Origin of the sequence: Paenibacillus sp. ACRRY, from assembly GCF_022346995.1 — a bacterium.
GTDB lineage: Bacteria > Bacillota > Bacilli > Paenibacillales > Paenibacillaceae > Paenibacillus.
The window spans coordinates 313,031-327,798 of the sequence record NZ_JAKRNM010000001.1 but is presented as its reverse complement, the minus strand read 5'-3'; the positions used below and the strand labels follow the sequence as shown (position 1 = coordinate 327,798).

The window sequence follows — 14,768 nt, the reverse complement described above, 5'->3', positions numbered from 1 at the left end:
TCCTCCTTCCTTAACCCCGAAGCACGATTTCCTGATAGATGGTTACGACAAACGATACGATCTGCTGCACCAGGCTGAAGAAAAGCAAGCACAGAAAAGCCATAAAAGCCATGGCTACAAGGGTAAGCAGCATCGTAAGCACCGTCTTAGCCGGTGTGTACTGATGAACGGTCATGTTGCCCACGAATAACAGATACACCGTCCAAGCCACAGCAAGTGCGTTGGAGAAATAATAAAAGGCTGTCTCCTGCGCGGAAATGACGAGACTCAACCAGATCCATGGGAAATGAATCAGGAGCAGCGGCACCAGCGCAAAACACGTCGACATGAAAATCTCCGAAAACTTACCTTCACCGTCCATCAGGGTGGTTAGCGACCAGTTGGCCACACACCAGAACAGGACCGGGATCATGACATACAACACTTCAAGCAGACTGTTCAGAACCTTGGGATTGTTAAAATTAATGAGAAATCCGCTGTACTGGGCATGCAAAATCTTGGTCACCGTCAGCAGCAGCATAATCATGCAGGCAATCAGCAATGTCGTTCGTTGATTACGTTCATATTTCAGTTCCCAGTACCCATCGAACGGGTGAAAGATGAGGTGCAGCGGATACTGGTAAAGCTGCTTACTTGGCGCTTGCATTTGTTGTCCTCCTTTTCTGCCTGCGAACGATGACGACGGTAACAAACGCAGCAACAGCAAGGAATAGACCTGACATCATCCACGAAAAATGCTCACGCATCAGCTCCTTGCGGAACAAGAGAAAAGCTTTGGAGTAACCCTGCCGCTCCATGCTCCGTTTGAAATACTGCGCAGATTCGGCATAATCCTTCTGGCGAAGCAGTGACTTGCCAATACCCGCATAGGCATACTCCAGGTTCGCATTCATCTCGGCAGCCTTGGCAAACAGCACCGAGGATTGATCTTCATCCCCGTTGTAATAACTGCGTACCGCTTCGTGAAGCGTGCGCCCATATTCCGTTGTCTGGAATACCGTAATCTCACCGAGCGCTTTATCCAGAACAAGCATTCGATCTCCTGCACGTTCCATTGCGATCGGAGTGTTAAACTGTCCCAACCGATTGCCTATTCCCCCAAAAATATGGAGCAGGTATCCATCCCCGTTATAGGTGAATATTCTCCCTCTGTTGGAGTCTAGTACCGAATACATGTCGCTGTCTCCTACGTCTACATCAATCAGGCGCGATGGCCCTGCTTCATTCGTGTACATCAGATCGCCTTGTGGGTAATGATAACCTTGTCTGCGCAAGATATCGGTCCCCTGGGCATTCAGCTTCTTGATTGGGTCTTTGCCGCGGTCGCCGCTCGTGGCGTAGATGAACCCCTCTTCGTCCATATCCAGATTGGTGAATTCCGTCGGCGTGAACATCACCATCTGACTGCGCTGCTCGCGCGTGGCAAACCGTTTCCACAAATACTCTACCGGGTCAACTTGAACCCTGTTCGCTCCGATAAAGGAGGAAAATGTGCCGTCGGCACTGAACTCCATAAATCCGTCAAATACACCCGCTGCCATGACGTAGATGCGGTCCCCTTTATCCATGACAACCCGAACGGGCTTGAATTGAAAATCCGCCTGTAACAGATCCGATTTCGGCTCAGCCACAATCTTGATCAGTTGGCCTTTTTCATTCAGATGAACGACCCGTTGATTGTCGGTATCAGCAACGAGAAGATCCCCTTTTTCATTCACATACAGCCCTTGCGGATTATTGAATTGCTCCTCCTTGCCCTCATGTTCAAAGGAATCAATCGTCCGGACCAGCTTCAAATTACGATCCATCTCCACGATGCGACCATTGCCGGAATCCAGTACGAACACCCGCTGATCCGCTGTAACATGCATGTCACTCGGTTCTTTGAACGCGCCGGCGTTCAATTTATCTCCCGTAATGATGGACGTGGCCTCGTACGCTGCAGGAGCCGGAACGGAATCGCCCCAGTAGGAATATTGGTAAGCATCCTGCTTGCCATCTGCACTTGCGGGTGCTGCCTCCTGGCTGAACCACAGGAGGCAGACCATGCCCATGATGATCCAGCCCTGCTTGTTCCATGTGCTTTTCCGCACCTCGCTGCCTCCTTTCTACTCTTTCATGCCCGATGTAGCCATCGTCTGCATGACACTGCTCTGGGAGATGATGAACAGGGTAATCGGTACGATCATAAGCAGCAGTGCAACCGCTGCACCAACCCCTGCTCTCGCTATTCCTCCCTGAACAATCTGGCTGAGCGCGTAATGCAATGTTTTAAGATTTTCACTGTAAATAAAACTTCCACCGTCTGTTCCCCAGAGGGCCGGAAACTGCAAAATCATCAGTGTAAGCCAGGCCGGCTTCACGTTAGGCATCACAATACTCCAGAAAATCCGGTATTCATTCGCTCCATCAATCTTCGCTGCCTCCAGCAGTGCATCCGGGATCTGTTCCATGAACTGTTTCATCAGAAACAGTCCCAAGGAGAACGCAAGGGATGGCACGATAATTGAAGCATGACTGTTAATCCAGCCGAGCCAGGACATCACCATGTAGTTCGGGATCGCTGTGACATGCGGCGAGAACATCAGGGACAAAATGACAATCGTAAACAATACTTTGGAGCCGGGAAAACGATATTTTGCCAGCGGATAGGCCGCTGCTGAGGCCAGTAGGATATGCCCTGCCGTTCCCAGGATCGTAATCAGCAATGTATTAGCAATATAGCGGGATAACGGTACCCACGAATTGCCCATCAGATTAATCAGATCCGCGAAATTCTCCGTTGTCGGATTGTTCACCCAGAAGCGCGGTGGAAAAATAAATAATTCATCCAGTGGCTTAAATGCGTTGTTAACAGCATAGATGAGAGGTAACACCATAAATGATCCAAATACGGCCAGCAGGCCAAACAGCATCAGGCTGACGGTAAATGACCGATTCAGTCTTTTGGGCATGCCGAACACGGCACGTACTTTGCTGGTCATTGTCATTCACCTATCTTTCTCAGCATTTTTTGCGTCAAGACGTTCGTACCAAGCATCAGTGCAAACAGCACCGTTGCAATGGCCGAGGCATAGCCCATCTCGAAGCGAATGGTGCCGAAGTCCATCAAGTGGGTAACGACCGTATGCGCTGCATAGTTAACACTTGGGAAACCGGCCAGGGCAATCGAAATTTCGGCTACCGCAAATGAAGCCGTAATCTGCATGACGGCGCCAAACATGAGTTGGGGTCTCATCGATGGCAGGGTAATATACCAGAGCTCCTGCCAGCGATTTTTGATCCCATCCACGGTACCGGCTTCCACCAGCGAGCGGTCAATCGTCTGCAAACCTGCGATAAAAGCCAGGAAGCTGGTTCCGAGACTGAGCCATAGTTGAACGATGATGACGATGGCCAGCACGTATCTCTCATCTGCGAGCCATTGGATGGGTTCCAGGGTGACGCCCAGACGCATCAGGAAGCCATTCATGTACCCGTAGCTGTCACCGGAGAAGATGATCAGCCAGATGAAAAATACGTTACCGGATATGGACGGAGCGTAGAATACCAGCGTCATAACCGCCCGGATTTTGGGCGACAGTTCATTGATGATCCAGGCAAACAAAAAGCAGGCAATATAACTGACTGGGCCGGTGATGACGGCAAACAGCAGCGTATTTTTCAGAGCAATTAAAAAGACATCGTCCCCCAGGAACAAGCGTGAATAGTTTTGCCAGCCGATAAAACGCGGCAGCTCCAGCATATTGAAATGGAAAAAGCTGAGCCCAAGCGAAATGCCGACCGGAATGACAGTGAACATGAAAAAGATCAACATAAACGGTGCCATCAATACGTAATAGTGTCTGCTGAGATACAGATCCCTTTTCAAAAGGGACCACCTGCTCGCTTTACGCGTATGGATGGCAGGAGCGGCTGCTGTCTTGGCTGTTTTGGCTTGCAACCGTTACCCTCCCTTCCTTCTACTTCAGATTGAATTCCTTGCGCTTTAACTCGATTTCATCATCGATATACAGGACATAGTCCGACAGGGCCTCACGCGGGTTTTCGTTGGCGTTGACCACTTTACGGAATGCATTGTCCAGATGCCTGCCTGTGAAATAACCTCCCGGCAGCTGCGGGATACCTTGTACCCATTTCCATTGTTTCTCCAGATTTTGATAATCCTTCACGGGCCAAGGAAGCTGCTGCAGTGCCTTAATATTAGCCGTCGGATAGCGGGCAGCTGCCCCCATCAGGCCTTCCATTTCTCTTCCGTATTCGATCTGGGTCTGCTCATCGGTCCACCATTTCATGAACTTCCATGCAGCTTCCTTGTTGCCTGCATTTTCGAGCATCATCACGGCGCTGGTCGCACTAGCTACCTCATGCCGTATCGAACCGTCCGGAAGCTCCGTACCCGGAACAATGGTAAAATCCCAGAGGTTGCGAATTTCCGGTGCCATAACCGTCAACATGTTATACGTGGTATAATCGGCGATGCCAATCGGCATTTCCCCAGTACGGAACCGGTTTGGAAAGTCTGCCTTAAGCGGAAATTTGTAATTGGTATAGAACTGGGTCCAGCGTTTAAAAGCATCCATTGAAATCTCCGAATCCAGTGCACTCTTCTTCTGATCTTCCGTATAGAAGGTGCCATCATTCTGATACAACAGCATGGCAAAAGTGGAATTCGGTACAAGGTTTGCATTGTTCAGCGTATCCTCGATCGGCAGATAGAACTCCATATTGTGTTTTTGCAGCACCGCGATGGCGTTATAGACGTCCTGCCATGTCTTCGGCGGTTCAAGGCCCAGCTCATTCAGGATATCTTTACGGTAAAAAAGCATCGGGAAATGCTGCTGCTCCGGCAGCGCGTAGACCCCGTCATTGTATCGGTAAGGCGTAAGTCCGCTTTCACGGAAACGTCCGGAAATCTCTTCGAAGTCCGGGAACTTGCTCAGGTCCGCTGCCGCATTTCTCATCGCATAGTTCACGGGAATGTCCTCGCCCATCTGCATGGCCACGTCCGGTCCTTCCCCCGAAAGCGTTGCAGGAAGCAGAATGTTGGGCGGAACAAGGCGCAATTGTACCGACACATCGGTATCCGGCGTAAACGAATCGTCGATCAGACCTTTGAGCACCTGGGCCTGATCCCGTCCAGTCGTAATCCAGACGGTAATCGCGTCTTTCTTTTGCTCCACGTTGCCGATACTGTCGTAATCTTCCGTATAGGAAGCCACATAGGCTCCCAGTTCATGCTTTACTTGCTGGATGGCCGAAGAATTTGCATCCGGCAGTGACCCACCTGGCTGGGATACGACAAGGTAATCCATCGTAATGGGCTGCTCTCGTACGGTCAGAATCCAGGTACCCAGTCCGCCCACGTTAATCTTGAATGTATCCAATCGTTTCGGTACCGTCTCCGGTCTGGCTACCATATCCCTAAGCTGAACGACCATCGCATTCAGAATCGCGACTTTATCGCTCTGCTCACCCGTGGCCTCCTCCAGATAGGCTGCAACCGAGCTAAGTGTTTCCGTCTGTCGTTCAAACACCTCCGTCATCTCCGGAATACGCCGTTCGAGCTGATAATCCCGCAGCGGATCGGGCTGGTTCGAAGTGATCATCAATATTTTGCGGTACATCTCGTTCAGTTCCAGCACGCTGGACTCCACCGTACGGAGCAGAGGGGCAATATCACCCAGTGTGACCGTCATCCGAATGCGGTGTTTCCCTTTTTCAAGATGGAACTGATAGGGCTGTTCTTCTCCGGCTCCGAGGACTTGCGTTTGCCAGGAAGGACTGTAATTAAAACGAATGCGTTTCATTTCCTTGAACGGTACCTTGCCGTCAATGGTCAGACTGCGGGTGGCATAAATGCCGCGTAGTTGATCCTGCTTCACCTTTAGTGCAATCTGGTATAATCCGTCTTCCGGCACGTCAATCTCCCACTCAATCCATTCACCGGGAAGTTTCCAATTTATCCCTCCAATGGCGTTAATCCGAATCTTGGAAACGTCATATGGCTCCAGTGAAGGACTGGATCGATCCGAGATGGGTGCCAGTGTCGGCGAAGATTTGCTCGCTGCCTGCTCTGCCTGAACCTTCAGCATGACAGGACCAGCCGGTTTCAAGCCACGTGTCTCATAACTTGCCTGCAAATCCCCATAGGAGGGGACATCCTCTTCCTGATACAGTTCGATATAATCAATGGCCATGCTCTCTCTTAGCGAGGTGAGCGTTAAATCCTGTGTACCCTTTTCAAAATAAAATTGGAACGGCTCCTCGAAGTAACCTGCGCTATCCCTGAAGGAAGCGAGCTGCCAATCGGGCTGTTCCACTTGTCTCGGCCTGAGATCGTTGCCGCGGTCATCCCGCCTGATGTCCTCTTCACGATTGCCCCACACCCTGTCGAACAGCAAGACGTCAGCACCCCTGAATGGCACCTGCCCGTTTATCTCCAGCCTGCGTTCAATCCCTGAACTTTTGCCTTCAACGGGATAATAGTGGATGCGGACATGGTACAGACCACTCGTTTGAACAGGAACATCCCAGCGAATGCTTCCGGTTTCAGGCGTAATGACGGCTTTGCCATCCAATCCCGCGTAGCCCTGTACAACTTGGAACGCTCCGCCTTCCGCCTGAACATAAGACTCGCCTTCAATTCGCATGACGTTATCCGGCTTAGCACTGCTGGCATGCATACTCAGATAGTGTTCATAGCTGCTTTCATCGTCCGTGTTCGAGACCGCTTCAAAATCTTCGAGCGCATGTACCGTTCCCGTGCCTGGATTACGCGTTGGATAGATCGTCCAGATCGAGAGCACTAAGGCTAGGACAAGTAACAGGATCAGTCCCATTTTCTTACGTGACCGCATGTTCAAATGTATCCCCTTTCCTGTAAGCGTAGCGACCATTTAACGGTTGACTAACCCGGACAGACCGCACCGATAATGATGCGTTCTGCCCGGTATAGTGTAGGTGCTTATTTATATACCTCATCAATCGCTGCCTGGAAGGGAGCTTTGTATTTCTCAATCAGCGTAGAAACGGATACGCCCTCTTTAAGCTCTGCATCAAAGTCCCAGAATGGCAGGGACGGGAATGTATTGTGGTCGAGTACAAGCATGCCCTCTGCAACCTCTCTGGCGTTATTGATGTCCGCCTCATCCGTCAGGTGTGTCTCCAGCGTGGATTGGCCGGGATACTCGTAGATCGAATCGATCTCGTTAATTTTCTCCCAGATGTACATCAGTTGTTCCGGGTTCTCCACCGCTTTAGGAATTGTAATTGCTTGGTAGCGTGATTCACCGGAGTGATATGCCGAAGCACTTGGTCCTTTTGGAAAAGGTACAAAGCCGATATCATAGTCCTTCATATCCGTCATAATGCCTTCCACTTCGTACATTGCCCCTGAATACATCAGCGTATTACCTTGACGGAAGAAGGTGGATGGTTCTGTCCAGTCACCACCTTCTGAAGCTCTGCCGACTTTCTCAGTTGCTAGTTTGGACAGGAAGTTCAGCGCTTCTTTGGTCTTCGGATCTTCCAGGTTCTGCTTATCCTCTTTGGTCAGAGAAGCTTCGTTGGAATACAAAATTGGTTCAAGAAGGCCCGTCTGAGCAAGTCCCCATGTATCCAGCTTGCCATCATTGTTTCGATCCTTGTTTGCTTCTTTTGCGACGCTTAGGAATGTATCCCAGTTCCATTCATCGGCATCCACATATTCCTGCAGTGGCTTCATGCCCAGTTCCTGCATAAGGGTCCGATTGTAGAAAATGCCATTGATAAACGAAGACTGATCTTCGGTAAACCCATATCCCTTGCCTTCGTACTGCATATATTCCTTGGTCGTTTTCTGGTTGAATACCTTGTCGTTTTTGATATAGTCATCTACTGGCCACAACAGATCCTGTTTGGTCAATGCGGGGATGGCGTAGTCCTTACCGAGCCTTACAAAGTCCCCAAGCGGTTCACCTGCCATCAGGGAAGCCACCACTTTCTCCTGATACTCACCAAAGTCGATGGAGATATATTCGATGTTAAAGTTGTGTTTTTTCTTCAGTGCTTCCAGATTTTCGAGGCGCTGAATATTGTCCGGGTTATTGTCCTGAATCTCCATATCCCACCAAGCAACCACTTTGATGGTCCGGCCGCCCATATCAAAATCCATCTCCGGCGTGGAGTTTGGATTCACGGGCTCAGTTTCGGCAGGTTGTTGTTCCTCCTGAGGTGTCGGTGTCTCCGGTTCAGGTTGTGCGGTTGGCGTAGAACTGCATGCAGCAATGAACAGCATGACCGCGAATACCAGGCTCAGCAGCATAAACTTGTTTTTTCTCATCGTCTTCCCCCCTGATTGTCGTTTGCTCCCACAGTGTATCTCTCGGATGAAAGCGTAAACAACCTGATGAAAATTAGATATTTACCCTGACAAATTATAGAAAGGCAGGCTTTTGAAGTGAAACGCTGTCTTTTTAATGGGAATTGGTAAAGAAATGCACTGTCTGCAAAAAGTTGCACATTGTATGCGCTTTCTTTTATTCCCATAATAAAATTATGCCTTTATCCAGAGATGAAACGCCCGCACGAAATTCAGGAAGGTGAGGTCATGCTTCTTGTACAATATGCTGCTTGTCGATTACAGTCGCCGTTGGTGCAGAGAACTTCAGCAACTGCTGAACCATAACAAATCGCAGTATGTGATCGGTGAATGTGTCCATTCTGCTCCTGCAGCCCTGACTGCTTTGTCTGAACAGCAATTTGCCATTGTTGTTGTATTCACGGAGCGGTGTGATACGGCTGGGCTGTGGTTATGTCACCACATACGGAAAACAAGTGATATTCCAATCCTTCTGCTGGGTGGAAGAGATCACTACCGACTTGTGCGGAAAGCGCTGGCTTATCAGGTAAATGACTATTTGTCCGGTCCAGTCCGGCCCTCTGATCTGCTGAATAGTTTACTTGGAATGCAGAACAGGCTGAGCTCTGAACCAGTCAAACCAAGTTTGCCTAGTAAAACCCCAACCCCTATTCCAATCTACGGAAAAGCAATGAACTCCAGTCATGTCATCCGCCTGGTCAAAGCCTATATTCGGGATCATCTGGGGGAAGAAATCACGCTAAGGAAAATTTCCGATATGCTGCATTTCAATTGCGCTTACCTGGGTCAGAAGTTCAAGCTGGAGGAAAATATGTCTTTCACGGATTACTTGCTTCAGCAGCGTATGGAGAAAGCCATGCAGCTTCTATCCTCTACCAGTTTGCGAATCTACGAAATAGCTGTAGAGGTCGGTTATAAGGATATTGATTGGTTCTACAAAAAGTTCAAATCATATACCGGTTCAAGTCCCAATGCCTACCGGAGACAGAAAACCCATTCGGCATAAGTATAAATTAATCTGCTATTTGGAACGCTTCCAGACAAAACCAAAAAAACGCAGGAGCAACTGCTCCTGCGTTTTTTTCATATCCGGATCTTTATGACATTTGATGAAGACAGTAAACCTATAATCAATGTACGTAAGCATACTTGACTCTTGAAACATGTCTCAGCCAATCATTTCTGTTTCTTACATTTCCCCTATCGAACCAGCAAGGATTCGCGATATTCCTGCGGCGTCATACCTGTCAGCTTCTTGAACAGACGCGTAAACGAATGAGCTGCTTCATAACCGACTTGCAGCGCGATCTCCCGCACCATTAGATCCGTATGGGCCAGCAGCTCCTTGGCTCTTCGAATGCGGCAATCGTCAATAAACTCAGACAAATTGATCCCGGTTTCCTGCTTGAAGAACCGTGAGAGGTAGGATGGGTTGAAATGATTCATTTCAGCCAGTCGGACCAAGGATAAATCCTTCTCCAGATTGTTTTTGATGTACGTGCATATCGTTTGGGTCACCAAATTAGCCCGTTCCGCTTCATTGGCCTGTTTGAATTGAACCAACTGATCAGCAGCTTGGTACAGGTTGTGTACGGCCTCCCTGATACTTCGATAATCTCCGAGATGAAGAAGGCGTCGCTGATCAGGGATCTCATTCGGAAGCCCCCAACGATTGAATGTGGTGTACAGCATCAGTGCCAAGTGATAGTACGTCTCCATCGCTCGCTCCATGATCATATCCTGCTGCAGCAATTCGTTGACCAGCTCTTCAAAAACGTCATAAAAAGACTGGAACCTGCCGGTTTCCAAATATCCGATCATTATTTCGATCCGGCTTGAAATGCGGATGTATTCCTTGGAAGCCCCCACTGCAGGTTCTTCGGTTTTATCTGTTAACACCATGGATACCCCGTCCCCGATCTTCATCCATTGCAGGAGACGCAAACGTTCGTATTGTCTTGGAATTTGAGACCATGGACAGCCCTGTCCGCTTAATGCGAATGCTATGGATACACCTAAAGAGGACTGGCAAGCTTCTTGAACCAGTTCCAATGTACCTTCGACATAGGTGACAAAATGATCGTCCCCGCTGACGTTCTCTCTATTCGGTTGAATCAGCCAGACGGCATCGCCATAATGATCGGTTACGCTGGCAGATATCGCATGTTCACGGATAAGCGAAGAGCCGATCACTCGAATGGATGCCTGAACATGTTCGAGATCAGCGGGGTTTACAGGCATCGTGTTGAAGCGTCCAAGCACCAGGAAGACCGGGGAATCGGCATGCAATTCAATGTTTCTTCGCGTCAGTTCAGCTTGAATCTCATCTGCTGAACCGGCCGGCTTACACTGCTGAAGAAGCTTACGCACATATTCCTCTTGCTGCAGCGCGGCTAATCTGGAAGTAATCTCATCAGACTGTTCCAGCACTTCATTCATGGTATGACTTTGCCGAATCTCTTCGATGACCTGTTCGACGACGGTCATCACTTTGTCATAGCCCTCCGTTTTGAGTAAATACCTTACGTTGCCCATTTGAAAAGCCTTGTAGGCATAATCAAAATCACTGTGTCCTGTCAAGAAAATAACGCGGCATTGAGGCCATCGGGCCTGAATCTCCTCGGTCAGCTCCAGACCGCTTGTTCCCGGCATGCGGATATCTGTCAGAACAATGTCGATCCTGGAGCGCCGCATCCAAGATAACGCCTCCGCAGCTGAATAGGCTTTGCACACGTCAAGGCTGTCTGGCATATATCTGGCAAACGTCTCATACAGACTATCCGTTATAATTTCCTCATCGTCCACGATTAAAAGTCTATACATTCGTCATTCGTCTCCCCTTCCTTCCGCCTGAATCCGAACAGCGACTCTGAGCCCCTGCAGCTCACTCTTGGAGAGAAAAAGACCGCTTTTTTCCCCATAGGTCAGTCTAAGGCGCCGGTGTATATTCATTAATCCGGTCATTTCATCTGTACTTGTTTCATTCAGCAGCCGTTCTTGGAGGAGCTCAATATCTTCCATGCGCAGCTCGTTACCGTTGTCTTCCACGACAAATTCGATAAAGGATTCCTCCATATAGAAATGTACGCGCAAGAGACCCATATCTGTATTTTTTTCAAGACTGTGCTCGTAAGCATTCTCAATAATCGGCTGAATAATCAGCCTGGGTACCTGAATCTGTTCCATCTCCAGGGGTACCTGCCCGAAGTCCACCTTAATACGTCTGGAGAATCGCAGCTGCTGAATTTCCGTATAGATTCTTGAATGCTCCACCTCCTCCTTCAAGGGAACATGATCGGTCCCGTTTCGGGTGATGAAGCGGAAATACTCGCCAAGCATGTTCGTAAATTGTTCGATGCGATCCGTATCTCCTGTTCTGGCGAGGGAATTCAAAATAAAGAAGCTATTGTACAGAAAATGTGGATTAATCTGGGATTGAAGCTGTTTTAATTCGGCCCGCTGCATCATCATGGTCATTTTGAAATCACGGTCAATCAGCTGCCGGAGATTTTCGATCATAAGATTGAAACGGCTGTACAAAAAACCGAATTCGTCTTTTCGATGATGGTTGATTGGAATATCCAGCACGCCTCCCTCCATTTTCTTGAACCTTTTGACTAGCAGCAGCAGCGGCATGTGGATCAGCTTGTAGCTGGAATACAGATACGCTGCGATGGCGATGAATGAAGTGATGGCAAAAATCCAGGCCCATTGAACAAATCTGCTGAGAGGTTTGGTTACGATTTCCTCCGGCAAATAGGTGGCTACGGACAAGCCCAGCGTACTTATATGAAGCTGGTTCACATGATACACGGTATCGTCCACACTCACCTGAAAGTTGCTTTGCGAATTCGTAAGACTGGACTTGCTGTGACTGGACAGAATGGCATCACGCCGCTGGTCCGAGATGGCAAGCCCCGTTTGGTCCTCAATCAGCAATGTTGCACTCTCGGGATAAAGATTAAGCTGTGACAATTCATTCTGAACTTCAGCGTTATCCAGTTCCACTTGGACAACAAACAGCGGATCCTCACCTATTTGGCCTGTTAGTCTCACAGCGCTGAGATTCAGGCTGTCCCCTTTCACAGTAAAGCGAATCCCTTTTTCTTCTCGGGTTGAGCTAAAGTAGCTAAAGGATTCCTGATCAAAGTCATCAATGCCCTGCACGGCCGATACGCTCTTGTTGACTGAAGGGATATGTACGTAAACGTTCCTGATGTAAGCACTGCTGTTTTTGAAAGCAGCCAATCGTTCCGATAAATAATTCAACGTTTCACGTCGTTCCACTTGATCCATCATGTTCCATAGAATCGCAAGCCGGTTCAGTTTGCGGTCTTCCGCGATGTCGAACTGCTGCAGCTCCATCCATTCGATCTCCCTGTTCAGCTCCATGGCAAATTGGTTCAAACGCCGATCTGTCGACAAGGATATTTCCTGGCTTGCAGTATCATAACTCCAGTGGTATAGATATACGCCGAGAAGAATCAGTGGAATGACAAACGCCAGGTAGGTCATGATTAGTCTTGCAAATATGCTATTGAGCCACGACTGGGCAGGGATCCTAAACAACCCTTTCACCTCCTGTGAACCAAACCGCGAAAAGGTTTGTGAATTAATTCGAAGATGCCAACGAGCCGTGATCCCCTCCACCATTGGTTCTGAACCACGCATTCACCTCCGATGTAATTTCTTCCCCACCCAACTTGTACCAATCGTCAACGAACCGATCAAACTCTTCGAGGGGTGAACCAAGGATAATATTCATGTAGGCTTCAAGCTGGAGATCTCGTAGAATAATTTGCCGGTCAACCATGCTTTCAGTTATCCCCCCCGTATATTCGTCGTACATCAGCTGCCCGTTCAAGTCATAGGCATCGGCAATGCTAAAAGCACCCGAAGGGCCATAGGTCTGTTTCCATCCCCATCCACTCTTTACGCCTTCGGAGTCATAAGCAACTATTCGTTTGTGGATCGCAAGTGCTTCATTCTCCAGGCTGGAGTAATCTCCTTTTTCTGTGGCGTCACGAATATCTCTGTAAGCATCTATGTTTTTGGTTCCTGGAAACGGAGTTACTGGCGAAAGCTTCCACACGGCAAGTGAGTCATCATTGTAGTACTTTTCATACTCAGCTTGTTCACCCCAGTTTTTTTCCAGATGCAGATTCATAAGCTTGACGATGACCTCAGGATGCGCAAATCCTTTTTTTACGGCAAAATATTGTCCTGTATTGGAACGCAGCGGGACCCGTATGACTTTTCCAGACTCGGCCACAAGAGGGTATGCATGCCACTCTGCTCCCGGGTCCTTATCGCGCGTAGTCTGAAGCATGAATGGGGTCCACTGTTCACCATACAGCATGCCTATTTTACCGTCCTGAACCAGTCGAGACTCCTTGCTTCCGTTTTTGTAGGCAAACTCGGGATCCACCTGGCCATTAAGGTATAAGTTCCGCAGCATCTCAAGCGCTTTTTTGACCTCTGATTGTATGCCACCATAAACGAGATTCCCCTTCTTGTCCTTGATCCAGATATTCGGATAAGCCTCGTAACCCGCCATGAATCCGGATACGCCCATGACGGGATCCCACAAATAACTCGTCATTGCCATTCCATAGGTGTCGTTTTGCCCGTTACCATCAGGGTCCCCTTTGGTGAACGCTTCCGATATGTTCAGGACATCCTCCATCGTTTTGGGCGGCTTTAGGTCCAATTTTTCCAGCCAATCCTTTCTGATCCACAGATACTGCGCCGTTTCAATGGAAGATGACGATTCAGGGATGGCCATCAGTCTACCGTTTATGGTAGCGGCGTCGAATGCACCTCTTCCCTCAGCCTCCAATATTTTTTTGGTAAGAGGAGTGGCTTGCGTCTGGTACACTTCGGTCAGGTCTTCAATCAATCCGGCATTGCTTAACTGCCTGAGCTGGTATGGGTTTACTTTGACAACGTCAGGGAAACGGCCTGAAGCAAGGGCTACCCCCAGCTTCTGATTGTAAACGTCACCCGTTGCGATCCAGTCATAACGAATCTGAATACCGAGTTCTTCTTCATATAAGCGTGTCCAGCGATTATCTATCAGACTTTCACCCGGTAAATCCTCAACCATTCGCTCCAGTTCCTCTCCTGTTTCCCTGACAAAAGTGACTTGTATGGACGGAACATATTTCCCTTCATCCTCATAAGGCTCTCCCTGCTGCCCCGCGGGTAACGGTTGCGTCTGCTCCGACATTCCTTGCATAAGGCTTACAGGCATGAGCACCGCAAGGAGCAGAATTAAGGTCCATCTTATCCTGTACTTCCATCGATTAGACACGACAACTTGCCCCATTTCTATTGGAATGAATCATGCCATTTATTTAATGGATCATCCGGAATTCAACATTCTATATCTAATGATCTGTAGGCG

General features: G+C 48.8%; 10 protein-coding genes. 1 reads left to right on the top strand and 9 read right to left on the bottom strand.

Annotated features, from left to right (window positions below):
* Window positions 1-10 precede the first annotated feature (10 nt).
* The 6 genes from MH144_RS01470 to MH144_RS01445 all read right to left on the bottom strand — a co-directional run bounded on the left by MH144_RS01470 (window position 11) and on the right by MH144_RS01445 (window position 8,323).
* Window positions 11-646, bottom strand: a complete 636-nt coding sequence (locus tag MH144_RS01470) for a Yip1 family protein (RefSeq protein ID WP_239296959.1) — start codon at window positions 644-646, stop codon at window positions 11-13.
* Window positions 630-2,093 (bottom strand): hypothetical protein, encoded by a 1,464-nt coding sequence (locus tag MH144_RS01465; RefSeq protein WP_239296958.1) that lies wholly within the window; start codon window positions 2,091-2,093, stop codon window positions 630-632. The genes MH144_RS01470 and MH144_RS01465 overlap by 17 nt, the downstream gene beginning before the upstream one ends.
* A 15-nt stretch (window positions 2,094-2,108) precedes the next feature.
* Complete coding sequence (locus MH144_RS01460; RefSeq protein ID WP_239296957.1) at window positions 2,109-2,984, bottom strand: carbohydrate ABC transporter permease; 876 nt, start codon at window positions 2,982-2,984, stop codon at window positions 2,109-2,111.
* A 2-nt stretch (window positions 2,985-2,986) separates the two neighbouring features.
* Entirely contained in the window at window positions 2,987-3,943 is a 957-nt protein-coding gene (locus MH144_RS01455) for a carbohydrate ABC transporter permease (protein ID WP_239296956.1), read from the bottom strand.
* Between the two features lie 19 nt (window positions 3,944-3,962).
* Complete coding sequence (locus tag MH144_RS01450; RefSeq protein ID WP_239296955.1) at window positions 3,963-6,860, bottom strand: extracellular solute-binding protein; 2,898 nt, start codon at window positions 6,858-6,860, stop codon at window positions 3,963-3,965.
* 107 nt (window positions 6,861-6,967) lie between these two features.
* Window positions 6,968-8,323 carry an extracellular solute-binding protein gene (locus MH144_RS01445; RefSeq protein WP_239296954.1) on the bottom strand — a complete coding sequence of 452 codons (1,356 nt, stop codon included), beginning with the start codon at window positions 8,321-8,323 and terminating at the stop codon, window positions 6,968-6,970.
* A 283-nt stretch (window positions 8,324-8,606) separates the two neighbouring features.
* Here MH144_RS01445 and MH144_RS01440 point away from each other — a divergent pair, with 283 nt between their 5' ends.
* The gene (locus MH144_RS01440) at window positions 8,607-9,368 is read left to right on the top strand and encodes a response regulator (protein WP_239299209.1); all 762 of its coding nucleotides are present in this window, start codon (window positions 8,607-8,609) and stop codon (window positions 9,366-9,368) included.
* A 194-nt stretch (window positions 9,369-9,562) separates the two neighbouring features.
* Here the strand turns inward: MH144_RS01440 and MH144_RS01435 are convergent, their stop codons facing one another.
* From MH144_RS01435 to MH144_RS01425, 3 genes are read right to left on the bottom strand one after another with little or no spacing between them, the layout of a single operon-like run.
* Window positions 9,563-11,185 (bottom strand): response regulator, encoded by a 1,623-nt coding sequence (locus MH144_RS01435; RefSeq protein ID WP_239296953.1) that lies wholly within the window; start codon window positions 11,183-11,185, stop codon window positions 9,563-9,565.
* 3 nt (window positions 11,186-11,188) lie between these two features.
* Complete coding sequence (locus MH144_RS01430; RefSeq protein WP_481857331.1) at window positions 11,189-12,940, bottom strand: sensor histidine kinase; 1,752 nt, start codon at window positions 12,938-12,940, stop codon at window positions 11,189-11,191.
* Between the two features lie 34 nt (window positions 12,941-12,974).
* Window positions 12,975-14,675: an extracellular solute-binding protein gene (locus tag MH144_RS01425; protein ID WP_239296949.1), complete on the bottom strand. Its 1,701-nt coding sequence runs from the start codon at window positions 14,673-14,675 to the stop codon at window positions 12,975-12,977.
* Window positions 14,676-14,768 lie beyond the last annotated feature (93 nt).

What these genes read in the sequence shown, in the direction of transcription:
- MH144_RS01435 (WP_239296953.1), bottom strand. Translation starts at nt 11,185, where the DNA reads ATGTATAGACTTTTAATCGTGGACGATGAGGAAATTATAACGGATAGT.
- MH144_RS01470 (WP_239296959.1), bottom strand. Translation starts at nt 646, where the DNA reads ATGCAAGCGCCAAGTAAGCAGCTTTACCAGTATCCGCTGCACCTCATC.
- MH144_RS01450 (WP_239296955.1), bottom strand. Translation starts at nt 6,860, where the DNA reads ATGCGGTCACGTAAGAAAATGGGACTGATCCTGTTACTTGTCCTAGCC.
- MH144_RS01445 (WP_239296954.1), bottom strand. Translation starts at nt 8,323, where the DNA reads ATGAGAAAAAACAAGTTTATGCTGCTGAGCCTGGTATTCGCGGTCATG.
- MH144_RS01460 (WP_239296957.1), bottom strand. Translation starts at nt 2,984, where the DNA reads ATGACCAGCAAAGTACGTGCCGTGTTCGGCATGCCCAAAAGACTGAAT.
- MH144_RS01440 (WP_239299209.1), top strand. Translation starts at nt 8,607, where the DNA reads ATGCTGCTTGTCGATTACAGTCGCCGTTGGTGCAGAGAACTTCAGCAA.